The organism is Bacillus sp. B1-WWTP-T-0.5-Post-4 (genome assembly GCF_009183795.1).
In the GTDB taxonomy this organism is placed as follows: Bacteria; Bacillota; Bacilli; order Bacillales; family Bacillaceae_G; genus Bacillus_A; species Bacillus_A cereus.
The window spans coordinates 178,217-204,042 of record NZ_WEIJ01000002.1 but is presented as its reverse complement, the minus strand read 5'-3'; the positions used below and the strand labels follow the sequence as shown (position 1 = coordinate 204,042).

Genomic DNA, 25,826 nt, shown 5'->3' with positions numbered 1-25,826 from the left:
AAATAAAAGGTTTTTTGAAGTGCTTTCCGAATCAATTTAGTAGTTTACATATCGAAGGTGAGGAAAAAGAATCATGAAGATAAGAGAAGTGTTATTAAGTGAAGCAAATGAATTAAGTGAACTCGCACTACAATCAAAAGCAACGTGGGATTATAGTGAAGAATTCATACTTGCTTGTAAGGAAGATTTAACAATTACAGAAGAATACATAAAAAATAATTTTGTATATGTTTTAGAAAACGATAATGCGAAGATTGGTTTTTTCTCATTTTTACGTAATGATAAAGCTCTCGATTTCTTGTACATTCATCCTGATTACAAAGGAAAAGGTTACGGGAAAATACTTTGGGAGTATGTAATAGAAAAAGCCAATGAACTAGGATTAAAAAGTTTTACGATTGATAGTGATCCGAATGCAAAAGGATATTACTTGAAAATGGGAGCACAGTTAATAGGAGAGACACCATCAACTGTCTTTAAGGGTCGTGTACTGCCTCTTTTGAAATATGATGTGTAAAACTATTAATAGTAGGGGAAGATTAGAATGGATGATGTAAAGGAAAAAAGAATATATGAAGCACTAATAAAATCGTGGTCGATTGAAACAAGTTCAAAGTGGATAATTGAAAACCCAGCAAAGGGACAATGTGGTGTTACAGCTCTTGTCGTTCAAGACATATATGGAGGAGAAATTAAAAAGACAAAAGTAAGAGAGGTATGGCACTTTTATAACTTTATAGATGGGCAGAGATTTGATTTTACAGAGACTCAATTCAATGGAAAATTGAATTATATGGATGAAAAGTCAAATCGGGAAGAAGCATTTGCAGATACAAATGAAAAACAATATAGCATTTTGAAGGGAAAAATAACGAAAGAATTAAAATTATCTTTTGACTCTTAATCTTTAATAAGTTACTATAATGGTGGTAACTTATTAAAGGGAACTTCATAGAGTTGAAAGGGGAAATACTTTTGAAAACAACTTATGTAAACGCTACAATTGTAACGATGAATGAACAAAACGAAGTGATAGAAAATGGATATATCATTGTAGAAAATGATCAAATTATAGATGTAAAGAGCGGAGAATTCGCTAATGATTTTGAAGTAGATGAAGTAATTGACATGAAAGGAAAGTGGGTTTTACCAGGGCTTGTAAATACACATACACACGTTGTAATGAGTCTCCTAAGAGGTATTGGCGATGATATGTTATTACAGCCGTGGCTTGAGACGAGAATTTGGCCACTGGAAAGTCAATTTACTCCCCAAATTGCGGTCGCTAGTACGGAATTAGGATTACTTGAGATGGTGAAAAGTGGTACAACATCATTCTCTGACATGTTTAATCCAATTGGAGTAGATCAAGACGCAATTATGGAAACGGTATCAAGGAGCGGGATGCGAGCTGCTGTTTCAAGGACTTTATTTAGCTTCGGAACGAAAGACGATGAAAAGAAAGCGATTGAAGAAGCTGAGAAATATGTGAAGCGTTACTATAACGAAAGTGGCATGTTAACTACGATGGTTGCACCACATAGTCCATATACATGTAGTACAGAATTGTTAGAAGAGTGCGCACGGATTGCAGTAGAGAATCAAACAATGGTTCATATCCACCTTTCTGAAACAGAGCGTGAAGTACGTGATATTGAAGCACAGTACGGAAAACGTCCAGTAGAATATGCAGCGAGCTGCGGATTGTTTAAACGCCCAACAGTTATTGCACACGGTGTAGTATTAAATGATGATGAGCGTGCATTTTTAGCAGAACATGATGTTCGAGTAGCACATAACCCAAATAGTAATTTAAAACTAGGTTCTGGTATAGCGAATGTAAAAGCGATGCTAGAAGCAGGAATAAAAGTAGGAATTGCAACAGATAGTGTTGCATCTAACAATAATTTAGACATGTTTGAAGAAATGCGCATAGCGACTTTATTACAAAAAGGTATTCACCAAGATGCAACAGCATTACCAGTTGAAACAGCTCTTACACTTGCGACTAAAGGGGCTGCTGAAGTAATCGGGATGAAACAAACAGGGTCACTAGAAGCTGGTAAGTGTGCTGATTTTATTACGATTGACCCGTCTAATAAGCCGCATTTACAACCAGCGGATGAAGTGTTATCACACCTTGTATATGCTGCTAGTGGAAAAGATATAAGCGATGTAATTATTAACGGAAAACGTGTCGTTTGGAATGGCGAATGTAAAACGTTAGATGAAGAGCGTATTATATTTGAAGCAAGTCGTTATAAACGAGGTCTGCAAAGATAGATAATTATGTGGCAGTTGAAAAAGCTATCCTTTTAAAAGGATAGCTTTTTTCTTGAACGAATAAATATTCAAAAGAATGTCGCATCTTTCTGTTAGTATTTCTGCTATAATATATTACGCTTTATAATATTTTATATTTAAGGAGAACAACTCATGAAGCGAAAAAAGAGCCATTTAATGGTAATGGCACTTGTTACATCTTTATTATTAACAGCTTGTAATAATAAAGCGGATAAAAGTGACATAGAGGTTAAAAAACAAGTGTTAAATGTAACAGTATCAGAAGAAATTCCTTCTCTGGACACTGTGAAAACAACAGATGGTACATCAGCACACATTATGCAGAATATATTTGAAGGGTTATATGTATTAAACGATCAAGATCAGCCTACTCCAGCCATAGCAAAATCGTTTAAAAGAAGTGAAGATGGTAAGAAATATACATTTGACTTGCGTAAAGATGCAAAATGGTCAAATGGGGATAATGTAACAGCAAATGATTTTATATTTGCTTGGAAACGTGCAATTAACCCTGAAACAGCCTCTCAATATGCGTCCATGCTCTTTTATGTAAAAAATGCGAAAGAGATCAATAAGGGAACAATGCCTCTTGATGCACTTGGGGTTAAAGCGATAAATAATTATACGTTAGAAGTTGAACTCGAACAGCCAGTTCCGTATTTTTTACAGTTGTTAGCACTACCTATATACTTACCACAGCATGAATCATTTTTGAAAGAACAAGGAAACAATTATGCATTGGAACCTAGTAATCTCATATATAACGGTCCATTTGTATTAGAAAAATGGAAGCATGAACAAGAGTTTCAATTAAAGAAAAATACTACATATTGGGATCGAAAGAAAGTGAAATTAGATGAAATAAACTTTCATATCCTAAAGGATACAATGACAGCTGTAAATTTATATGAAGCCGGAGATTTGGATCGAGTACCTATTAATTCGCAAGTTGTAGACAAGTATAAAGGGAATAAGGAATTACATATGTCGAGTGATCCTGGAATTGCTATGCTTCGTTTTAATGAAAAAAATAACGCGTTAGCAAATAAAAAGGTGCGTCAATCTATTTCATTAGCGTTAAATAAAGATGATTTCGTTGCTCACTTTATTAATAACGGAGCAAAACCTGCAAGTGGACTTGTACCAGTTGGTCATGTAAATGAAGTGACTGGTAAAGATTTTAGAAAAGAAAATGGAGATATTTCCTCATATGATTTGCAAAATGCGAAAAAACTTTGGGAAGAAGCGAAAAAAGAGCTTGGGGTAGAACAAGTAAACCTAGGGTTCTTAACGTTCGAACAAGATAACGCAATACGTATGGCAGAATATATAAAAGGTGATTTAGAGAAGAATTTGCAAGGACTCGCGATACAAATTAAACAACAGCCATTTAAGCAAAAATTACAGTTAGAACAAATAGGTGATTACGATATAACTATGGCAAATTGGGGACCTGACTATAAAGACCCAATTAGTTATTTAGAGTTATTTACGACAGGGAATCCGAATAATAAAATGAATTATTCTAATGTTCGTTACGATGAATTAATAAAGAAAGCGAAAACGGATTTTGTACTAGATACGGAAAAACGATGGGAAGCGTTGCGAGAAGCCGAGCAGGTATTATTAGAAGATGCTGCGGTGGCGCCGCTTTATCATATTGGCTCAGCATATGTACAAAAGGATTATGTAAAAGGAATTGAAAAGCATCAATTTGGTGGTATTTATACTTATAAGAATGCTTATATTGCTAATGAATAAATACAAAAAACCTTACTTTTTAAAAGTAAGGTTTTTTACACATGAATTCTATTAAACCGATTTTAATAAAGCGTAAAAATTCGTATCATATGGGACATCATCTTGATACATATAATTTTTTAGAACGCCTTCTTTTTCAAAGCCTAATTTTAATAGTACTTTATTGGAAGCTTCATTTTCAAGAAATACAATTGCTCCAATCCGCTTTAAATGAATCGTATGGAAACCGTATGATATAACTCCAGAAACAGCTTCAGTCGCATAGCCTTTTCCCCAGTATTCAGGCAAAAAGGCATAACTTAAATTGGCTCGTTTATGCTCAGAAGACCAATCGTGAAAACCGATGGTACCAATGAGTTCTTTTTGGTTTTTTAATTCAATTCCCCACTTTATACCGCTTCTTGCATTGTAATTCAGTTTAAAGTTATGAATGATTTGTTTTACTTGATCAATATCCTGTAATGGCTTTTGCCCATAATAGCGCAGTACGTCATTATTAGAGAAGCATTGTAGTATACGTGGTGCATCTTTTTCGGTAAGTTCTCTTAAAATGAGTCGGTCGGTTTTCAATATAGGAAACATGCTTTCACTCCATTTCTTTTGAAACTAGAATGTGTTGTTATTATATAATCTAGTCTGAAAATAAAGATTATTCAAGGCGTAAGGGAATTATTGTCTGGAAATAGATTATATAATTTATCTTAAAAAGAGTTTATAGGATTAATACAAATAATGAATTGAAAAAGGATATTCCAAATAAAAATTGGAATACCCTTTTTCATTACCCTATAAATGTTTGATACAGTAAGAAGATATTTAAAACGATAACGAGTGCTGCAATTATCCAAGCGATAAATGTTGTTATACGGTGGTTAACGAGTGCACCCATAATCTTTTTGTTACTTGTAAACATAATAAGTGGCACTAGTGCAAATGCAATACCGAATGATAAGACGACTTGGCTCATGACTAGAGCGTAAGTTGGATTTACACCTAAAGCGATAATAACTAATGGTGGAATCATTGTAATAAATCGGCGTAAGTATAACGGAATATGCATGCGAATGAAACCTTGCATAATAATATCACCCGACATTGTACCGACAGAAGAGCTAGATAGTCCTGCTGATAAGAGCCCAATTCCAAACAAAGCAGCTGATACAGGACCTACTAAGTTGGTAAATTGAGTGTAAGCAACATCTAAATCTTCAACGTGCAAGCCGTTTTTAAAGAATAGTGCAGCAGCAACAATTAACATACTTGCATTAATTGCTCCAGCAATAACCATTGCAATAATAATATCAATAAACTCGAAGCGGAAAATCTTTTTCTTTTGTTCATCATTTGTTCCGACTACGCGGCGCTGCGTTAAGGCGGAATGCAAATAGATTGCATGCGGCATAACTGTCGCACCTAAAATCCCTGCTGCAAGTAATATACTGTCTACGCCTTGGAATTTTGGAATAAATAGTCCTGAAAGAAGGGGACTTAATTCTGGTTTTGCATAAAAAACTTGAATCCCAAAAGCAATTACTACAATGAAAATCATTCCTGTAATAATAGCTTCTAGTGGACGAAATCCTCTACGTTGAAACTCAAGAATAATAAATGATCCGGCTGCTGTAATTAAAGCGGCAGGTAGCATCGGGATTCCAAATAGTAAGTAAAGTCCTAATGCAGCTCCAATAAATTCCGCTAAATCTGTAGCCATAATAACTAGTTCACCTTGTATCCATAAACCGATAGACACAGGCTTTGGAAAGTTTTCACGAGCTATTTCGGGTAAATTGTTTCCTGTAGCAATTCCTAATTTAGCTGATAAAGTTTGGATTAATACAGCCATTAAGTTAGAAGCGAGTATAACCCATAATAGTAAATATCCATATTGTGAACCAGCTGCGATATTTGTAGCAAAGTTGCCAGGATCAATATAAGCAACGGACGCGATAAAAGCGGGTCCTAAAAATGGTAACAGTCTTTTCCAGCCTTTTGTTTCTCCACTTAAAGCTAAGTGAGCTGATTGTACGGTTGTACTTTCAGAAGGGAGATGTTCATCTTTTGTTATATCTTTATTCATAGTAGTTTTCCCCTTTAAAATGTTAACTTGATGAAATTATTGTATTTATTCTTACTCATTATTTCAATACATTTAAATATGTTATATGATAATTTCATTTGAGCACGAAAGTTTCCTTAATGCAAATTATATGCCTTTATGCAATGGATGGTGTGATAACGTAAAATAAATTGGGAGTTTATGGTGGGATGACGTGGGGAAACATAATAAATTAAAGGGTCAATTTTGAAATTTATGTGAACATAAAGCCGATAATCCAGCATATTAATTGATGGAATTGCATTTGTATGATATATAATATATTGGGATTACAACATAACCATAGTGTTTTGATGTGTAATCTTGTTTTTTATTTTTGTTAACTGATAGAAAATAGTATAAAGAAAAGAAAATGGGATTCATTTTCTTATTATATATGTTTTGATATGAACGTTAACTTATACATGATTTTAAAAATTAGATAGGTGGTAGAAATACATTGGCAACTACAAAACCATACAGAGTATTACTATATTACATGTACACAACAATTGAAAACCCAGAAGAATTCGCGGCAGAGCATTTAGAATTTTGTAATTCACTTGAATTAAAAGGAAGAATTCTTGTAGCGAAAGAAGGTATTAACGGAACTTGTTCAGGAACTGTAGAACAAACAGAGAAATACATGGAAGCAATGAACAATGATCCACGTTTTGACGGTATCGTATTTAAAATAGATGAAGCTGATGGTCATGCATTCAAGAAAATGCACGTGCGTCCTCGTCCAGAGTTAGTTACACTTCGTCTAGAAGATGACATTAACCCACACGAAATAACTGGCAAGTATTTAGAACCAAAAGATTTTTATGAAGCAATGAAACAAGAAGATACAGTTATCATTGATGCACGAAATGATTATGAGTTTGATTTAGGTCACTTCAAAGGTGCGATTAAACCTGATATCGAATCATTCCGTGAATTACCAGATTGGATTCGTGAAAATAAAGAAGTACTTGAAGGTAAAAAGATTTTAACTTATTGTACAGGCGGAATTCGTTGTGAGAAGTTTTCTGGTTGGTTAGTTCGTGAAGGCTATGAAGATGTAAGTCAGCTTCACGGCGGAATTGTAACGTACGGAAAAGACCCAGAGGTACAAGGTGAGCTTTGGGATGGACAATGTTACGTGTTCGATGAGCGTATTGCTGTACCAGTAAACCAAAAAGAACATGTTATCGTTGGTAAAGACCACTTTACAGGTGAACCTTGTGAGCGCTATGTAAACTGTTCAAATCCAGAATGTAATAAGAAAATTTTATGTTCTGAAGAAAACGAAGCGAAATATTTACGTGCATGTTCTCATGAATGTCGTGTAAGTCCACGTAACCGCTACGTAATACAACATGAATTAACGGAAGAGCAAGTAGCTGCTGCATTAGAGCAAATCGAAGCAGGGAAGTAAACTGAATTCGTATAATAAAAGGGGTACTCCAAGTTTAATTTTGGAGCACCCTTTTTTTATTATCCGGCCCTTTTATTTGTCGGTTTTTGTCGGTAAGTCGATATATTAAAAAAATCGCTGATATATTTTGAGTTGCGCTGATATATCTTAAAAATCGCTGATATATTTCGAGTTGCGCCGATATAATCGGAAAATCGCTGATAAAAATTTCACTTACTGCAGCGCACCAAGAATTTGAAAATAACTTTCTTTAATTTTTATCTTCTTTCTCTTTAACGGCAGAAAGTACAGTTTGTTTTACCCAAGCTTTTCTTCGTTTATGCTGTAAACCCCATTGGTATAAACTTTGAGCTCCTAAAATAAGTGAAATGACAATGCCGCTAATCGCAATTAATAGAGCGAAAAATTCAAGAGGTGACGATATTTTGTTTGAATCGGTGTTTCTTAAAAGGTCAATCATAGTAAACCCTAACATTTGGCCCACTACAGAGTAGAGCGTTAAAATTAATAATAAGAGGCTATCTTTTTTAGAGGCGACATTTTCTTGATATTTAAACAAACTATCAAGATTTTGTTTCGCGTTCGAATATAGAACCTCAATATTAAAAAGTTTTCTTAAACGAAAGAAAATATCTTCACTCTGTGATTGGGATACTAATTCTAAAGAAAAATAATTAGCAGTGAACGAATTGATCGAATAAATTAATTTCTCTATTTCATTAGTATCTTGTTCAATATTTAGCTCAGCATAGGCGTTCGCCATTTTTAATAAAACAATTTTATGGAATAGGTTTAATAATAAAGCGTAATAAAATTCCCCGTACATTTGACTAGCAAGTTTAGCGATTTCGCGTTCTCCTTCATTTGTTACACATGTAAAAATATGTTCTTCCATTATGAAATAACGATTTGGAGCCCATCTCTGGTAAGCGTGTTTTTTTAAATAGTCATGAATGTAAGGAAGGTTATTTGCACTCACATATGGCTTACCATCACTTGTTAATCCGGAAAGACTAGAAGTACGATAAACATCCACTTCATTAAGTTCCATACCTTCTTTTAGTGACAATAAAGTTTGGACGTACATTCTTTGGTCTTCGAAGAAAGGGAAGGTTTGAAAGTATGAACTTCTTAATCTCTTCTTTTCAAAGAAATCAGTTACACCATGAAATAAATAACCAAAAATGAATTTTTCAACTTGGGAATACTTTTTTCCGTTACATTCAATACAAATAGTCTCATTTGTATCATTTTTAGTTTCAAGTACACGGAAGCGAGCAGCGAATTCGATTGCTTCAGATAAAGTCATGTTTGGAGCAGTGTTTACTTCTGTTCGAATTGTTAAGAAGCCAAGTTCATAAGGACAAAGTGTTACATCAATAGAGTGTATCTTGAATGGGATTGAAATAAGGTTTGTTGTTAAATGTCCAGTTAAGTTAAGGTCCTTTGAATAACGTTGCAAGCCCTTTTGATGCTCTGAGTGAGGAAAGAGAATTTTATTGGTAAATGAAAGATAGTATGCTTCCATATTTTGATGTGAAACTTTAAACTCCCCATAATATGTATTTTCATCATCGAGATGATCGAGCCGAAAAGGACGAAAATCGTTTTTTTGTAAGAAAGGGAACATATTTTGTTCATATCCAGTTTTAAAAGAAAACGGGAATATAAATTGAAATATAGCTGTTGTTACATCTTTTTCCTCAATTGCTTGTATTGCCTCCATCTACATTGTTTCCTTTCCGTATATGCTATAGAAACAACATGCCCAAATTTATTTGAAAATAACCACTGTTTTATACCCGATTGAGAGTGAAAATTCAGCTTATTTAGCAGAGGACATGTATAATGTTATGTATACTAAAAGTTATAAAATTTTATTTTGAAAAGGGGGATGCTGTATGCGGATTTTAGTATTAGGCGCTGGTGGAGTCGGAGGATTTTTTGGTGGCAGATTAGTCGAAAAGGGAGCAGATGTTACATTTCTTGTTCGTAGTAAACGGAAAAAACAATTAGAGGAAAGAGGACTTGTAATCCGAAGTGTTAACGGGGATTTTTCCTTTCAACCGAAATTAATAACGAAAGAAGAGAGAACTTCTCCATTTGATGTCATTTTATTTTCAACAAAAGCGTATCACTTAAACGAGGCAATTCAAGATTTGAAGCCGTTTGTTGGCGAAAATACTGTAATCATTCCATTGTTAAATGGTATCGCTCATTTATCGCTATTACAAAAAGAATTCGGCGAAGAAAAAGTAATTGGCGGTTTATGCTTTATCGAGACGACGTTAAACAATCAAGGAGAAATTGTACAAACTAGCGCTGCCAACAGACTTGTGTTTGGAGAAATTAAGTCTCAAAATTCAGAGAGAGTAAAGCATATTTCTAAAGCATTTGCAGGTACGAAATCTAGTTTTGTTTTAAGTGAAAATATTACGCAAGATATGTGGCATAAATATTTATTTATTACTGTAATGTCCGGTGTGACAACGTTAATGCGTGCACCAATTGGACCAATCCGTGAAAGTGAAGGCGGCCGTGATTTTATCCGTAATGTATTTGAGGAATCTGTACAAATCATGAGAGTATTAGGAGCTCCAATAAAGGAAGATATTGCCGAGGAACATATGAAAACAATTGATAAAATTTCGTATGATATGAAGTCATCGATGCAACGTGATATGGAGAAGGGTTCGTTTATTGAAGGAAAGCACTTGCAAGGATATTTACTGGATGTAGCAGAGAAATTTTCTATAGCGGCACCATTATTAGAATCTATATATCAAAATTTAAAGGTGTATGAAGAGATGACCTTTAACAAATCTGTAATAGAATTAGATGTATGAAAAAATAAAAAAGATAGCAATATATAAGTGTATTGCTATCTTTTTTATTTTTTTGTATGACAAATTATTTATTTCTTTTCGTTCTATCTGTCAAATTTATTTCCTGTTCACGTTTACCATATAACTGATTAATTTCATTTGCTACTGCATCTAAATATGAATCGGAAAAAATAGGCTTCTTTTCTTTAGACATATGGGTCTCCTTTGCGGATTTTTAATATTCATTATGTATATTTCTCAGCGGATTATGCGCAATCATTTTAATTTTTTTCTTATTAAAAATTTTTGTTTACTTTTTGAAAATAAAGGAGTATTATAATCCACAGTTTCAATTTTCTAAATCGCTGAAACCGCATGGTACGGGGGACCCGTTTTTACGGATTAGTACATAATCCGATGGGGTGAATCCTTGAAAAAGGTAGGGCTACTCATAGGCCCGAATCCGACAGCTAACCTCGTAAGCGTTATATTGAGAAGGAAGGTGGAGCTTGTGCGACAAAAAAAATAATGTCTACAAGTCTATTTCGCTATGGCTTGTAGACATTTTTTGTTTTCTGAAGAAATAGTTTACTGGCTGTAACAAGCAGAAAAGTTCGTACAAAATTATTGGAGAGTGGACAGCATTGGTTTCATCTATTAAAAGATTTTTAATTGGAAGACCGTTAAAATCAACAGAGCTTGGAGAACAAAAGCTTAATAAAACGAAAGCTTTAGCTATTTTATCTTCTGACGCATTGTCATCAGTTGCTTACGGTCCAGAACAAATTTTAATTGCTTTAGCAGGTGTGGGAGCGATCGCTTATTGGTATTCCATTCCGATCGCTGTTGGGGTATTAGTATTATTGACAGCCCTTATTTTATCTTATCGTCAAATTATTTTTGCTTATCCGCATGGCGGGGGAGCGTATGTTGTATCAAAAGAAAATTTAGGGATGAATCCAGGCTTAATTGCTGGAGGATCTTTATTAGTTGACTATATTTTAACTGTTGCGGTAAGTGTGTCCGCTGGTACAGATGCAATTACGTCTGCGTTTCCTAGCTTACATGCACACAACGTAATTATTGCGGTTATATTTGTTATATTAATTACGATATTAAATTTAAGGGGAGTAACGGAATCAGCTTCCGTTTTAGCATATCCTGTTTATTTATTCGTTTTAGCACTATTTATATTAATTGGTGTGGGCATATATAATATTTTAACTGGTCATGTTTCACCCACTTTACATTCGCCGATTGGTACACCAGTTGCAGGGATTAGTTTATTTTTATTACTAAGAGCATTTGCATCAGGTAGTTCTGCTTTAACAGGTGTTGAAGCAATTTCAAATGCAATTCCGAACTTTAAAGATCCTGCGCCAAACAATGCTGCAAAAACATTGCTTGCAATGGGTGCATTACTTGCTGTGTTATTTTCAGGAATTGTATTTTTAGCTTATTATTACGGAGTGACTCCGAGTAAAGAAGTAACAGTTGTTTCTCAAATTGCTGAACAAACATTTGGACGTAATTTCATGTACTATTTCATACAAGGTACAACAGCTTTAATATTAATTCTCGCTGCTAATACAGGTTATTCTGCATTTCCTTTATTAGCGGTTAACCTTGCAAAAGATAAATTCATACCGAGAATGTTTACGATTAGAGGAGACCGTCTAGGTTACTCAAACGGTATTATTATACTTGGAGTTGCTTCGATTATTTTAATTGTAGCTTTCCAAGGACAAACAGAACATTTAATTCCGTTATATGCAGTAGGTGTATTTATTCCATTTACACTTTCTCAAACAGGGATGGTATTAAAATGGCTTCGCGAAAAGCCTGAAGGATGGGCTTTAAGATTAGCGGTTAATTTAATTGGTGCAGTTATTAGTTTTATCGTAATGAGCATGTTCTTTTTAACTAAATTTGCACAAGTTTGGTCGATTCTTATTTTCTTACCAGTTATTATCTTCTTATTCCATCGAATTAAGAAGCATTATGATGCAGTGGGTGATCAATTAAGTTTAAAAACTTGCGAACCTCTTATTCCAATTGAGGGGAATGTAATTGTCGTTCCTGTAGCAGGTATGACCCATGTAGTAGAAAATTCATTGAACTATGCGAAATCTCTTTCGGCAGATCAAGTTATCGCAGTATATGTTGCTTTTGACAGAGAAGAGGAAAAGAAATTTGAAGAGAAATGGAAGAAGTGGCAACCTGAAGTAAGGCTTGTTACATTACATTCTCATTATAGAAGTATTATTCAGCCGCTAACGAAGTTTATCGATACAGTGCAATATAAGGCGAGTGAATCGAATTACCGCGTTACGGTCGTTATACCACAGTTTATTCCGAAAAAAGGTTGGCATAACATTCTTCATAATCAATCCAGTTTACTCATACGTGCGTATTTACTTTATAAAAGAAATGTTGTTATTACGACAGTTCCATATCATTTGAAAAAATAAGAAGATTTTTAAGGATAGCTTTGTGAAAATGAAGCTATCCTTTTTGTGTATATGCTATGCATAATTGCATACGGGCTTGAAAATTATACCGATATAATTTAATTGGTTATTTGAAAGTAGTGTTTTCTGTTGTGATATGTAGATATTTCAATCGATAAAGCGAATCGGATTATATTTTGAAATAAGGACATGAAAGCTTGAAAATAAAGGGAATGAAAATACTTCTTTACGATATATAAACAGCTGTGTTTAAATGACCTTACAGTACAAAACTTATATGAAAACAAAACGGAATTTCATATTTACTTACGTTATTAAGTTTAAAATGAATAATATTTTTATGTAATATATTCACTGTATCGATGTGGAAAATGAGGGTCGATAGAAAATTTATGCAATGTTATTCATACTAAGCACATATGAAAAGTTTTATAACAATAAGTAAGTACTGTAGCAATAACAGTTGGGAGAGATGGTTCGTACGTCAATCACGGTGAGTACGTCCTCTATTTTAACCATCTTAAATTATATGCAAGAAAATAGAATAATAAAATGCGATAGTAATAGTTGCTAATACATAGGAGGAGTTAAAGTGAAAAAAACTTTAATTACAGGGTTATTGGTTACAGCAGTATCTACGAGTTGCTTCATTCCTGTAAGCGCTTACGCTAAGGAGGGGCAAACGGAAGTGAAAACAGTATATGCGCAAAATGTAATTGCTCCAAATACATTATCCAACTCAATTAGAATGTTAGGATCACAATCACCGCTTATTCAAGCATACGGATTAATTATTTTGCAACAGCCAGACATTAAGGTCAATGCGATGAGTAGCTTAACGAATCATCAAAAGTTTGCAAAGGCGAATGTACGAGAGTGGATTGATGAATATAATCCGAAGCTAATTGACTTAAATCAAGAGATGATGAGATACAGCACTAGATTCAATAGCTATTATAGTAAGCTCTATGAACTAGCAGGAAACGTAAATGAAGATCAGCAAGCAAAAACAGATTTTATGAGTGCATATGGAAAATTACAATTGCAAGTACAGAGCATCCAAGAGAGTATGGAGCAAGATTTATTAGAGTTAAATCGATTTAAAACAGTATTAGATAAAGATAGTAACAACTTATCAATTAAAGCCGATGAAGCAATAAAAACACTGCAAGGATCAAGCGGAGATATTGTGAAATTAAGAGAAGATATTAAAAGGATTCAAGGGGAAATTCAAGCTGAACTAACTACTATTTTGAATAGACCTCAAGAAATCATTAAAGGTTCTATTAATATCGGTAAACAAGTATTTACAATCACAAATCAAACTGCACAAACGAAAACAATCGATTTTGTTTCTATCGGTACTTTAAGTAATGAAATTGTAAATGCCGCAGATAGTCAAACGAGAGAAGCAGCTCTTCGTATTCAACAAAAGCAAAAAGAGTTATTGCCACTTATTCAAAAGTTATCACAAACTGAAGCAGAGGCGACTCAAATTACATTCGTTGAAGATCAAGTAAATAGCTTTACAGAATTAATTGATCGTCAAATTACAACTTTAGAAACGTTATTAACGGATTGGAAAGTTTTAAATAATAATATGATTCAAATTCAAACAAATGTTGAAGAAGGCACGTATATAGACAGTAGTTTACTTCAAAAACATTTTAATCAAATTAAAAAAGTAAGTGATGAAATGAATAAGCAAACAAATCAATTTGAAGATTACGTTACAAACGTTGAAGTACATTAAACAGAAAAATAATTAGCGATATAGGGAGAGAAGAAAAATGACAAAAAAACCTTATAAAGTAATGGCTCTATCAGCACTGATGGCAGTATTTGCAGCAGGAAATATTATGCCGGCTCATACGTATGCAGCTGAAAGTACAGTGAAACAAGCTCCAGTTCATGCGGTAGCAAAAGCTTATAATGACTATGAAGAATATTCATTAGGACCAGAAGGCTTGAAAGATGCAATGGAAAGAACAGGTTCAAATGCTTTAGTAATGGATCTGTATGCTTTAACAATTATTAAACAAGGTAATGTTAACTTTGGAAATGTATCGACTGTTGATGCAGCTTTAAAAGGAAAAGTGATTCAGCACCAAGATATAGCTAGAGGAAATGCGAAGCAATGGTTAGATGTATTAAAGCCACAGCTTATTTCAACGAATCAAAACATCATTAACTACAATACGAAATTCCAAAACTATTATGATACTTTAGTTGCTGCGGTAGATGCAAAAGATAAAGCGACTCTTACGAAAGGCCTAACTAGATTATCAAGTAGTATTAATGAAAATAAAGCACAAGTGGATCAGTTAGTAGAAGACTTAAAGAAATTCCGAAATAAAATGACGTCGGATACGCAAAACTTCAAGGGTGATGCAAATCAAATTACATCTATATTAGCTAGTCAAGATGCAGGAATTCCACTTCTGCAAAATCAAATTACAACGTACAATGAAGCAATTAGTAAATATAATGCAATTATTATCGGTTCATCTGTTGCGACAGCTCTAGGACCAATTGCAATTATCGGTGGTGCAGTAGTTATTGCTACGGGCGCAGGAACACCGCTAGGAGTCGCATTAATTGCAGGTGGTGCAGCAGCTGTAGGCGGTGGTACAGCTGGTATCGTATTAGCGAAGAAAGAACTTGATAATGCACAAGCTGAAATTCAAAAAATAACTGGACAAATTACAACTGCTCAATTAGAAGTAGCTGGGTTAACGAACATTAAAACACAAACTGAGTATTTAACAAATACGATTGATACTGCAATTACAGCGTTGCAAAACATTTCAAACCAATGGTATACAATGGGATCAAAATACAATTCTTTACTTCAAAATGTGGATTCAATTAGTCCAAACGATCTTGTTTTCATTAAAGAAGATTTAAACATTGCGAAAGATAGCTGGAAAAACATTAAAGACTATGCAGAAAAGATTTATGCTGAAGATATTAAAGTAGTAGATACGAAAAAAGCATAATCGAATACGAATCGTTAGGGCGTTAAGTGTTGATGAATGATTTGAAGCTCCTGTTCAGTTGTGAGCAGGAGCTTTTGATATCCTTATAAAGAGAATAGGTGAAAAATATGCAGAAACGATTTTATAAAAAATGTCTTTTAGCGGTAATGATTGCTGGGGTGGCAACGAGTAACGCATTTCCTTTACATCCTTTTGCAGCAGAACAAAATGTAACGGTGCTACAAGAAAATGTGAAAAACTATTCTCTTGGACCAGCAGGATTCCAAGATGTAATGGCACAAACGACATCAAGCATATTTGCAATGGATTCATATGCAAAATTAATTCAAAATCAACAAGAGACGGATTTAAGTAAAATAAGTTCGATTAATAGTGAATTTAAAGGGAATATGATTCAGCATCAAAGAGATGCAAAAATTAATGCGGCATATTGGTTAAATAATATGAAGCCTCAAATTATGAAAACAGATCAAAATATTATAAATTACAATAATACTTTTCAATCGTATTATAATGACATGTTAATAGCGATTGATCAAAAGGATAGCGGAAAATTAAAAGCGGATTTAGAAAAGTTGTATGCGGATATTGTAAAGAATCAAAATGAGGTAGATGGATTATTAGGAAATTTGAAAGCTTTTCGCGATAGAATGGCGAAAGATACAAATAGTTTCAAAGAGGATACAAATCAGTTAACATCGATATTGGCAAGTACGAATGCTGGTATTCCAGCTCTAGAGCAACAAATAAATACATATAACGATTCGATTAAAAAGAGTAATGATATGGTCATTGCTGGTGGCGTACTTTGCGTAGCTCTAATAACATGTCTTGCTGGCGGGCCGATGATTGCGGTTGCGAAAAAAGATATCGCAAATGCAGAAAGAGAAATCGCCAATTTAAAAGATAGAATTTCAGGAGCACAAGCAGAAGTCGTAATTTTGACTGATGTAAAAAATAAAACAACAAACATGACAGAAACAATTGATGCAGCAATTACAGCACTACAAAACATATCAAATCAATGGTATACAGTAGGTGCAAAATATAATAATTTACTACAAAACGTAAAAGGAATTAGTCCGGAAGAGTTTACGTTTATAAAAGAAGATTTACATACAGCGAAAGATAGCTGGAAAGATGTAAAGGATTATACAGAAAAATTACATGAAGGTGTGGCAAAGTAAACAGTGGACTAGTTCTGCTGTTTATTTTTTTATCCTGTTTTTTGTAAGGGTTGAACTTGCAATTATATATAAGTTTGTCATGTGTTTTATCCATGTGTGCGTAAAAATCTTTTCGTTATCGCTCCCTTTGATAGAATCCATGTTCATATAGTTTTTTTACCGAATTTTTTAAAAATTAAATTTTACGACTTGATAATTCGTTTAAAATGATTTAATCTTATGTCAAATGATATATTTATCTATCAAAAATACTTTTGTAAAGATAAAGAAGTGATTGAGAATGTTAAACGCCCCATTGATGGTAAACCTTTAGGTGCAGCAGCATTGAAAAGATTGGGAAGAAATGAGTGAGCTTTCACAATAAAGAACTCTATAATTTGATGTAGTGTTTGATACCTTTCGATTAGATTTTTTGAAAAACAAACCAATATTAATTGAATCAAAGTTTAGAAAGTATGGTATGAAAGCAGGTTAGTGAGGGGAATTCAAAACCAATTTGATAAAAGCGAGGTAAATAATATGACTTTTGAAGAAAAATTACAAGCATATGCAGAACTTACGGTGAAAATCGGTGTCAATATTCAACCAGGGCAATACTTATTAGTCAATACATCAGTAGTTGCACTGGATTTCGCCCGTATAGTTGTCAAAGAGGCTTATAAGGCTGGGGCAGCGCGTGTTCATGTTAATTTTTCGGATGAAGAAATGGAACGTGCGTACTTTGATTATGCCTCAGATGAAGAATTTAATCGCTTCCCAGAGTGGATAGTCAAAATGAATGATGAGCTGCTCGAACGTAAAGGAGCACTATTAATGATAGATGCTGCAGATCCTGATAAATTTACAGGTATTTCATCTGATCGTCTAGCTACCTATCAAAAGGTAGCAGGAGCTGCTCTGAGAAACAATCGCAACGCCGTAATGAAGGATTCAATAGCTTGGTCGATGGTAGCAGTTCCTTCACCAAAGTGGGCATCGAAGGTGTTCCCGGATTTAGCAACTGAGGATCAAGTACCAGCATTATGGGAGGCTATTTTTAAAGCTGTTCGTATTGGTGAAGGCAGTGCTATTGAAAAATGGTGTGAACATGTAACAAATTTAGAATCTCGTGCGGTCCTACTGAACAATAAAAAATATATGAAGCTTCACTATACAGCGCCAGGTACTGATTTAACAATTGCATTAGCACCACAGCATAAATGGGTTACTGGAGGTGGTAAAACTCCTGATGATACTATCTTTATGGCTAATATGCCGACAGAAGAGGTTTATACGTTACCGATGAAACAAGGTGTAAATGGCTATGTAAGCAATACAAAACCATTAGTTTATCAAGGAAATATTATCGATGGCTTTAAACTGACATTTGAAGAAGGAAAAATTGTTAAAGCTGAAGCACAGGTAGGACATGATTTATTACAGGAGCTTATTAATGTGGATGAAGGCTCTTGCTATTTAGGTGAAGTAGCACTTGTACCACATGAATCACCAATTTCAGCATCGGGAATTTTATATTTTAATACATTGTTTGATGAAAATGCATCGAACCATTTAGCGATTGGTAAAGCTTATCCAACTTGCTTAGAGGATGGAAGAGATTTAGAAAACGATCAGCTTGAAACGTTAGGGGCAAATATTTCAGTAACACATGAGGACTTTATGATTGGCAGCAGTGAGATGGACATTGACGGTATTCTACCAGATGGAACTGTGGAACCAATTTTCCGTAAAGGTAGCTGGGCATTTTAAGTTTTTAATTTGAATAAAGGAGTAGAATGAATGAAACGGTTACTAAGCATAATTGGTGCAACTATATAGGTGTTTCATCTGCTTTTGCTTAGGCTGAAAACTACCTCTTTAATTAGAAGTAAAATGCATGCAAAGGAGATAGGCCAATGAATTTCTGGGAAGTTGTTTTGATAGTAGTGAATTTTAGTCTATTGAGTTGGATACTGTTAATAGGCAGAGAAACGAAAAAGTGGTCTAAATTAGCTACTTTGATTGCCGTTGTAATGGTTACAGTTCAGTTATTGGCAGAAGGTTTTAGGTGGCAGATGATTCCGGCATATGTATCCCCAGTTATCTTAATTTTATGCTATTTATTAACTGGGCGGAAAAAGGGCTTTAGAAGTTCGGGTATATTCATAGTTAAGACTTCGTTACTATGTATCTATTTGTCTGTAGCAGTTGCGCTACCCTTACTTATGCCAGTATTTTCATTTGAAGAACCAACTGGTCCACATAGGGTCGGTACGAAGCTATATCATTGGGTTGATCATCAGAGAAATGAACCATATTCGAAAAATCCAAACGATCGGCGCGAACTGATGGTGCAAATTTGGTATCCTGCAGCTGAAAAAAGCAAGGGGGATCCAGAACCTTATATTCGTAACATAAATGAGCTCTCCAAGGGATTGGAAAAAACATTGTCTATTCCTGCATTTGCATTCAGCCACATGGAATTGGTAAAGTCTCATTCGTTTATGGATTTACAACTCTCAGACTCAGAGAATCACTATCCCATATTACTCTTCTCTCATGGTTTTAATGGTTTTCGTAATCAAAACACGTTTCAAGTTGAGGAGTTGGCTAGTCAAGGATATATTGTTCTAAGTATCGATCATACCTTTGATGCTGCAGCTACCGTCTTTCCAGGTGGTCGAACTGCTTACGTACAGCCCATCAATTTAACTGATGAAGGAGATAGCCACATAAAATTATGGGAGGAAGATGTCAGCTTTGTCCTTAATCAGATAGAGAAACTTAACGAAAACGATGAGACCGGTTTCTTTACAGGAAGACTGGATACCTCGCGAATTGGAATGTTTGGCCACTCTTACGGTGGAGCTACCGCAGCACAAATACTTGCAAAAGATTCTCGTGTCAAAGCAGCTATCAATATGGATGGTACATTGTATGGTGAAATCTTGCCTGAAAGTGGCATTGGAAAACCATTTCTGCTCATGAGTGCAGAAGAGCCTGATGAAGCAGATCCCTTTGAAGTGAGGGAGCGATACGGACGCGGGTTAGCTGGCGGTGGTATGTCAATGGTCATTCCTCATACGGATCATACAAGCTTTACCGATTTACATTTGTTCTCACCTTTGTTGGAGAGCCCAGGTGAAAATCCAAAGGAAGTTCATCGTATTATTAACGAATTCAGCCTGGCATTTTTTGACCAGTATGTAAAACAGAAGGATGACGGCTCCACCCTTAAAAGGCTGATGACCAAATACCCGGAAGTGAATTTTAAAGTAAACCGATAACTTTATGCAGAAAGTAACGCGTACCATTTCTTTTGGCTTTTGTATTTATTGCATTAAAGAATTGAATTTCTTCATCGTTATCTAAGTAATGGAATGATAAAAATGAAACATTCAAAGTGCTATCAGTTTCAGTAATATAATTCTTTTTGAAAAGCTACATTCAGCAGCTGGACACTTTATTTGAGATTGTTTATTATAATATCAAATGATATATTTATCTATCAAAAATGACGACTTTATACAGACAAAGGGAGAGATTGACGATGAAGAAAGACTTGTCAGCGTTTAAGGAAGCGAGATTTAATGCAATTCTTGATTCAGCTACTATATTGCTTGTTGAAAATCCTACTGCTTCGATGAATGAAATTGCGGAATATGCGGGAATTGGAATTGCTACGCTCCATCGCTACGTCGAAAGCAGGGAGAAATTGATGCTGTTCTTGGGCCATCGGGCTATACAACTAGTAAGTGATACCGTAAACCAGATTCCACTGGATGAGGAAAGAATCGAAAACTATATCCCTGAACTCATTGAAGCATTAATCCCTTTAGGTGACAAAATCTATTTTCTAGGTCATGATGCATCTGTATTTAACAACAAAGAATTAGGTGAAGCAGAAGAGAAACTGAGGGAACCCTTACGACGCGTTATTGAACTGCTACAACAAAGAGGTTACTTTCAGCAAATGGTTAGCAGCGAATGGATTTTGAATACGCTTTATGCTCTGCTTTTCCATACTTGGGAACAGGTACATGAAGGAAATGTGGCTAAAAAATCTGCTGCAGAGCTTGTTTTAAATACATTTTATTATGGTTTCAAAGCTAAGGATGAATTGAGAGGGGAGTGAACTGATTCACATCCATGATAATTAATATTAATAATATAGAAAGTGAAAAGGAGCAATAGGATAATGAATAAAATTTCTATTGTAAAGGCTGTTCATCAATCCATGGTCGGCGCCCAGCTAAATGTAATGGCATTGGAATACATGGCGTTTCCACTTGCAGGATCTGAGGAGAAGAACACAGTCGATTGGACATTTTGTAAGCTATGGCGGCAGGAGAACAACCGTTTTAGTCATCAATACGCCTATGAAGCTCAAATGGACGGGAAAACTTTAGGGATGATTACTTGCTATCCCATACCCGTTTTAAATCGTCTTACCTGGCCCACTTTTAAACAGCTGCTTTCGTTCCGAAAGCTGGGGTTTGTTGTTTATAACATTCTGAATATCAAAATGCTTTATTCCATGTTTACCTTGAAGGAGGGAGAAGATGACGAGTTTCACGTCGGAACAATTGCCTTACTGCCCGAAAGTCGAGGACTAGGGATAGGTACCAGATTACTTGAGTTTGCAGAGGAGCAAGCTTCGCTGCAAGGCTTTTCAAAATGCTCTCTGACAGTAAAGAAAGAGAACCAACTTGCCATTAAATTGTATCAGAGGATAGGCTACCAGATTACAGGTGAAATCAATAAACCAAAGTTATCGTTGTACAGAATGGTCAAAAACGTAGAAACTTACAACCGTTTATAAAAAAGTTGTACAGTATTAGGGTAACGCAACATGCCCATAAACTTAAGGATTCAAAATTACCCCAAAGCGAAAAAATGGACATTTTGTACAAGTTAACACAAAATTTTTAGCTTGATAGTGATGGGATGGGGCCTCTATATAAAAAAACACAGTTTACACTCAAACTGTGTTTTTTCGACGTACAATGATTTATTAATATCTCTTTTTATTTACTTATATACGTACAGCTGTACCACTGACAGCAACCATTAACATTCCATCACGAACAACTTCGTAATCTACGTCAATGCCAACGATAGCGTTCGCACCTTTTTGTTTTGCAAGTTCTTTCATTTCGTCCATCGCAATATCACGGGCTTCTTTTAGCTTACTTTCATAAGCACCAGCACGGCCACCGACAACATCACGAACGGAGGCGAATACATCGCGTACAATGTTTGCACCCATAATAGCTTCACCATTTACAATATCAATATACTCAATAATCTCTTTACCTTGAATTCCAGAAGTCGTTGTTACAATCATGACTGACACTCTCCTAATATATTATAATTTTTGATTAGCTTTCTTATGCCATAGAAAAAGTAGTTCTGATGCCAAAAATGCTTGATAGAAACATAGAATATTTTTGGCATCAGAAACAAGTCTGGTTTCTTACAGAATGAAACCAAGGCAATTGTTTAACATATGTATCGCTATAACATATGCAATGGATCTTTTAGAAATAAGGTAAGCCGCAGTAAGTATCAACGATCCAGGTAAATAAATAGCAATATCCGCAAGTTGGTTCGTATGAAGAAGTGTAAAAATCATAATCGAAATGATAGATGCAATAGCAGTACCAATATGGTAAGAAAAACGATTTATTAATATGTGGCGAAACACAATTTCTTCAAGTATTGGACCCAGAATACCAAATACAAGCAATGTAAATACAAGAGGTACCTTTGTACCCGTTTCAAGGAGCTGCTCTTGGTTCTCTGGTTGACCAGTTGCTAGAAAATGCATAACACACTGTTCCACAATTAACGTAAATAAAACTACCATAGGAATACTTACTATTTTCAAAATTGTCTTCTCTTTAAAATAAGTAAAACTTTCAATAATTTCTTTCCTAAAGCAAATGATTCCTACAATAGCAGGTACAGTAAAACCGATGGCACTAAGAACAAATTCTGATTCAACTAAATTGACATTAGCTAAAAGTGATATGCCAAATAGTATGTACAAGCCAATTTGAAATGGTACAAACAGTGTAAAGATTATTAGCATAATGATTTCTTTTTTATTCATTTTTATAAAGTTCACTGTATTGCCCCCATAATTAAATTACCTATAATTTTTGATTTTTCTTTCTGCATAACGCTCTCCTTCTAAATATATTTATATAAGATTCTAAACCGGACGGTTCGGTCTGAATCGAAATCTAATGATACTACAAGTTTCTAGTTTTTTAAACCCTTTTTATAAAGTATTAACAAAATCAAAATGGAAAAAAGCAAATATATTTATATTTCAGTTGCTTTGTTACAATTTAATTCCAGTAATCATTAATGGTTAATCTTTTATAGAATGAAGTGAAAGTGGGAGTAGTTCAAACACTTTAGCTAAACATATTGATAAAAATTATATATAATAATCATATGTCTATACATTAAAATTAACTATATATTTTTACATCTCTACAATTTTAGATAAAATTAGTTGTATAATATGACTGAATTAAACAATTGGTCATGTTGTTTTAACAGAAAATTCACTTAATTTATGTGGGTAATACAATTTGATTAACTTCTTTTCAAACTGTATTGTTTGAGGTTTCCATAAGATAGGGATTGATAAGATATTTCTGTTCCAAACTTATTTATACTTACAAAAAAATTAAGAAAATAGAGGGTAAACATTACCTAGAATATTAGGATCGTTTTCATTAGGAGGATTACAAAGCATGACTAAAGTTGATAAGGTTAAAGAAAAAATTATTGAAACATCTTTATATTTATTTAATACTAATGGGATAACTCGCACATCCATCCAGGATATAATGACAGCTACTGAACTACCTAAAGGATCTATTTATCGTAGATTCAAAAGTAAAGAAGAAATTGTCCTTGCTGCCTACGACAAAAGTGGTGAGATTATGTGGAGTCATTTTCATAAAGCAATGGAAAATAAAAAAACAGCAATTGATAAAATCCTTGCAATTTTCCTTGTATATCAAGATGCAGCTAATAATCCTCCTATTGCTGGAGGCTGTCCATTACTTAATAGTGCCATTGAAAGTACTGGAGTATTTCCAGAATTACAAAAAGCAGCAGCAAAAGGTTATGATGATACAGTAATGTTAATGGCTTCTCTCATAAAGGAAGGAATAGAGAAACAAGAACTTAAAGAAGATATAGACATTATATCGCTCGCTTCTTTTCTTGCATCTTCAATGGAGGGAGCTATTATGGCAAGTCGAGTATCTAACGATAATATACACCATCATTATTTTATTGAACAAATAAAACATCATCTTTTCACTTATTCTAAATAAGTGAGAACTTGCATTGTTTCCATCCAATTTTTATAAAGTTGAATTGAATAAATACCCCTTATAAACAGTATCTTCTGTTTATAAGGGGTATTTGAATAGTTTTTAGCAAAGGTAGTCTTTAGATGATGTTTCATGTTTCTTATTGAACGATTTCATTATATATAATAAGCGTAATAGAAGTTCAGTTAAATAAAATTCAGTAGTCGAATTTTTTTGCATAAAGCTGTATAATGCTTGTAACGAAAGGGAAATACAGGAAGGGATTTGTAATGAGTTACTATGGAAAAAGATAAACAACAATTAAGCGTTGAAGTTGCAAGATTATATTATCAATCAGATTATAGTCAGCAAGAAATTGCTAATAAATTAAATATTTCAAGACCGACGATTTCTAGATTGTTAAAGTACGCGAAAGAAAAAGGGTTTGTTCAAATTAGCATCGCTGATCCATTTGCTGATTTAGATAACGTCGGGAATTTACTGAAAGAAAAGTACAACTTGTTAGAGGCACATGTGGTATTTTCTCCAGTGCCGGAATATGCAACGATTACAGAGTATATAAGTAAATATGCTGCTGAGTATATGGAAAAGACGGTTAAAAACGGTGATATTGTTGGTGTAAGCTGGGGCATGACTATGTATGAAATCGCTAGAAAAATCGTACCGCAACATGTAAAAGGGGTAGAGGTTGTCCAGCTAAAAGGTGGTATTAGTCATTCAAGTGTAAATACGTATGCGAATGAGACGATAGCTTTATTTGCAGATGCTTTTCAAACGACGCCAAGAAATCTACCTCTTCCGGTTATATTTGATAATGCAGTGACAAAAGAATTAGTGGAGCAGGATCGACATATTCATCACATTATCGAAATGGGAAAACAAGCGAATATTGCAATTTTCACTGTAGGAACAGTGCGAGACGAAGCACTATTATTCCGATTAGGTTATTTCGATAAGGATGAAACAAATTTACTCAAAAAACAATCGGTCGGTGACATTTGTTCACGTTTCTTTGATGGAGACGGAAATATTAGTAGTGAAGAAATCAATAAGCGTACCATTGGAATTGAGTTAGAGGAACTGAAATTAAAGAAACGCTCTATTTTAGTTGCAGGTGGTAATAGAAAAATAAAAGCAATTGATGGTGCGTTACGTGGCGGGTATGCAAATGTATTAATTATCGATCAGCATACAGCAAAAGAATTGTTACATTATCAAAAAGATTAGAAATAAAGGGCGTTCTCAAGATGTTAATTTTGAGAATGCCTTTTATTTTGTTATGTATGAATGATAGGAGTCTTTTTTGAACACAAATTGCCTTTTTAAAAATAATTATGGATATGGAGATACATACTACCATTGTTAACATAAAAATTTTGATTATATATCTGAAGTGTTCTTTGTTAGAATGCGCTTTATTTGCT

General features: G+C 34.3%; 23 protein-coding genes and 1 riboswitch. Of the genes, 17 read left to right on the top strand and 6 right to left on the bottom strand.

Annotated elements, in window-relative coordinates:
* Positions 1 to 73: 73 nt before the first annotated feature.
* The 4 genes from GBN91_RS06625 to GBN91_RS06610 all read left to right on the top strand — a co-directional run bounded on the left by GBN91_RS06625 (position 74) and on the right by GBN91_RS06610 (position 4,065).
* Entirely contained in the window at positions 74 to 517 is a 444-nt protein-coding gene (locus GBN91_RS06625; RefSeq protein WP_152121345.1) for a GNAT family N-acetyltransferase, read from the top strand.
* A 27-nt stretch (positions 518 to 544) separates the two neighbouring features.
* Positions 545 to 904 (top strand): YunG family protein, encoded by a 360-nt coding sequence (locus tag GBN91_RS06620; RefSeq protein ID WP_000342902.1) that lies wholly within the window; start codon positions 545 to 547, stop codon positions 902 to 904.
* A gap of 53 nt (positions 905 to 957) precedes the next feature.
* The gene (locus GBN91_RS06615) at positions 958 to 2,283 is read left to right on the top strand and encodes a bifunctional S-methyl-5'-thioadenosine deaminase/S-adenosylhomocysteine deaminase (protein WP_002023818.1); all 1,326 of its coding nucleotides are present in this window, start codon (positions 958 to 960) and stop codon (positions 2,281 to 2,283) included.
* A 153-nt stretch (positions 2,284 to 2,436) separates the two neighbouring features.
* Positions 2,437 to 4,065 carry a peptide ABC transporter substrate-binding protein gene (locus tag GBN91_RS06610; RefSeq protein ID WP_000823500.1) on the top strand — a complete coding sequence of 543 codons (1,629 nt, stop codon included), beginning with the start codon at positions 2,437 to 2,439 and terminating at the stop codon, positions 4,063 to 4,065.
* 51 nt (positions 4,066 to 4,116) lie between these two features.
* On the opposite strand, the gene GBN91_RS06605 is transcribed toward GBN91_RS06610, so the two are convergent.
* Both GBN91_RS06605 and GBN91_RS06600 read right to left on the bottom strand, forming a co-directional pair.
* Positions 4,117 to 4,647 (bottom strand): GNAT family N-acetyltransferase, encoded by a 531-nt coding sequence (locus GBN91_RS06605; protein WP_152121344.1) that lies wholly within the window; start codon positions 4,645 to 4,647, stop codon positions 4,117 to 4,119.
* A 199-nt stretch (positions 4,648 to 4,846) separates the two neighbouring features.
* Entirely contained in the window at positions 4,847 to 6,142 is a 1,296-nt protein-coding gene (locus GBN91_RS06600) for an Nramp family divalent metal transporter (protein ID WP_152121343.1), read from the bottom strand.
* Between the two features lie 478 nt (positions 6,143 to 6,620).
* On the opposite strand from GBN91_RS06600, the gene trhO reads away from it, so the two are divergent.
* Entirely contained in the window at positions 6,621 to 7,580 is a 960-nt protein-coding gene (gene trhO, locus GBN91_RS06595) for an oxygen-dependent tRNA uridine(34) hydroxylase TrhO (RefSeq protein WP_000246231.1), read from the top strand.
* 250 nt (positions 7,581 to 7,830) lie between these two features.
* Here the strand turns inward: trhO and GBN91_RS06590 are convergent, their stop codons facing one another.
* Positions 7,831 to 9,306: a hypothetical protein gene (locus tag GBN91_RS06590; protein ID WP_088859462.1), complete on the bottom strand. Its 1,476-nt coding sequence runs from the start codon at positions 9,304 to 9,306 to the stop codon at positions 7,831 to 7,833.
* Between the two features lie 175 nt (positions 9,307 to 9,481).
* On the opposite strand from GBN91_RS06590, the gene panE reads away from it, so the two are divergent.
* Positions 9,482 to 10,426, top strand: a complete 945-nt coding sequence (panE, locus tag GBN91_RS06585; protein WP_152121342.1) for a 2-dehydropantoate 2-reductase — start codon at positions 9,482 to 9,484, stop codon at positions 10,424 to 10,426.
* A 64-nt stretch (positions 10,427 to 10,490) separates the two neighbouring features.
* On the opposite strand, the gene GBN91_RS29430 is transcribed toward panE, so the two are convergent.
* Positions 10,491 to 10,619: a hypothetical protein gene (locus tag GBN91_RS29430; protein ID WP_000031873.1), complete on the bottom strand. Its 129-nt coding sequence runs from the start codon at positions 10,617 to 10,619 to the stop codon at positions 10,491 to 10,493.
* 139 nt (positions 10,620 to 10,758) lie between these two features.
* Positions 10,759 to 10,905: riboswitch (cyclic di-AMP (ydaO/yuaA leader) on the top strand.
* 144 nt (positions 10,906 to 11,049) lie between these two features.
* Between GBN91_RS29430 and GBN91_RS06580 the strand changes: the two genes are divergently transcribed.
* From GBN91_RS06580 to GBN91_RS06545, 9 genes are all read left to right on the top strand, one after another.
* Positions 11,050 to 12,876 carry an APC family permease gene (locus tag GBN91_RS06580; protein ID WP_152121341.1) on the top strand — a complete coding sequence of 609 codons (1,827 nt, stop codon included), beginning with the start codon at positions 11,050 to 11,052 and terminating at the stop codon, positions 12,874 to 12,876.
* Between the two features lie 592 nt (positions 12,877 to 13,468).
* A complete protein-coding gene (gene nheA, locus GBN91_RS06575; RefSeq protein WP_113303903.1) occupies positions 13,469 to 14,629 on the top strand; it encodes a non-hemolytic enterotoxin NHE subunit A in 1,161 nt (386 codons plus the stop codon).
* A gap of 37 nt (positions 14,630 to 14,666) precedes the next feature.
* Complete coding sequence (gene nheB, locus GBN91_RS06570) at positions 14,667 to 15,875, top strand: non-hemolytic enterotoxin NHE subunit B (RefSeq protein WP_152121340.1); 1,209 nt, start codon at positions 14,667 to 14,669, stop codon at positions 15,873 to 15,875.
* Between the two features lie 107 nt (positions 15,876 to 15,982).
* Positions 15,983 to 17,062: a non-hemolytic enterotoxin NHE subunit C gene (gene nheC, locus GBN91_RS06565; protein WP_001171992.1), complete on the top strand. Its 1,080-nt coding sequence runs from the start codon at positions 15,983 to 15,985 to the stop codon at positions 17,060 to 17,062.
* A gap of 219 nt (positions 17,063 to 17,281) precedes the next feature.
* Positions 17,282 to 17,413, top strand: coding sequence for a hypothetical protein (locus tag GBN91_RS29425; RefSeq protein ID WP_257790052.1), 132 nt, complete (start codon positions 17,282 to 17,284; stop codon positions 17,411 to 17,413).
* A gap of 168 nt (positions 17,414 to 17,581) precedes the next feature.
* Positions 17,582 to 18,811, top strand: coding sequence for an aminopeptidase (locus GBN91_RS06560; protein WP_152121339.1), 1,230 nt, complete (start codon positions 17,582 to 17,584; stop codon positions 18,809 to 18,811).
* Positions 18,812 to 18,957: 146 nt separating this feature from the next.
* Entirely contained in the window at positions 18,958 to 20,328 is a 1,371-nt protein-coding gene (locus tag GBN91_RS06555; protein WP_113303906.1) for an alpha/beta hydrolase family protein, read from the top strand.
* Positions 20,329 to 20,591: 263 nt separating this feature from the next.
* A complete protein-coding gene (locus GBN91_RS06550) occupies positions 20,592 to 21,176 on the top strand; it encodes a TetR/AcrR family transcriptional regulator (RefSeq protein WP_113303907.1) in 585 nt (194 codons plus the stop codon).
* A 63-nt stretch (positions 21,177 to 21,239) separates the two neighbouring features.
* Positions 21,240 to 21,863, top strand: a complete 624-nt coding sequence (locus GBN91_RS06545) for a GNAT family N-acetyltransferase (RefSeq protein ID WP_049107649.1) — start codon at positions 21,240 to 21,242, stop codon at positions 21,861 to 21,863.
* A 213-nt stretch (positions 21,864 to 22,076) separates the two neighbouring features.
* Here the strand turns inward: GBN91_RS06545 and GBN91_RS06535 are convergent, their stop codons facing one another.
* The gene (locus tag GBN91_RS06535; protein WP_000637514.1) at positions 22,077 to 22,388 is read right to left on the bottom strand and encodes a heavy metal-binding domain-containing protein; all 312 of its coding nucleotides are present in this window, start codon (positions 22,386 to 22,388) and stop codon (positions 22,077 to 22,079) included.
* A 129-nt stretch (positions 22,389 to 22,517) separates the two neighbouring features.
* A complete protein-coding gene (locus tag GBN91_RS06530; RefSeq protein WP_049107648.1) occupies positions 22,518 to 23,171 on the bottom strand; it encodes a CPBP family intramembrane glutamic endopeptidase in 654 nt (217 codons plus the stop codon).
* 640 nt (positions 23,172 to 23,811) lie between these two features.
* Between GBN91_RS06530 and GBN91_RS06525 the strand changes: the two genes are divergently transcribed.
* Both GBN91_RS06525 and GBN91_RS06520 read left to right on the top strand, forming a co-directional pair.
* Entirely contained in the window at positions 23,812 to 24,402 is a 591-nt protein-coding gene (locus GBN91_RS06525) for a TetR/AcrR family transcriptional regulator (protein ID WP_152121338.1), read from the top strand.
* A gap of 279 nt (positions 24,403 to 24,681) precedes the next feature.
* The gene (locus GBN91_RS06520) at positions 24,682 to 25,629 is read left to right on the top strand and encodes a sugar-binding transcriptional regulator (protein ID WP_000409780.1); all 948 of its coding nucleotides are present in this window, start codon (positions 24,682 to 24,684) and stop codon (positions 25,627 to 25,629) included.
* Positions 25,630 to 25,826 lie beyond the last annotated feature (197 nt).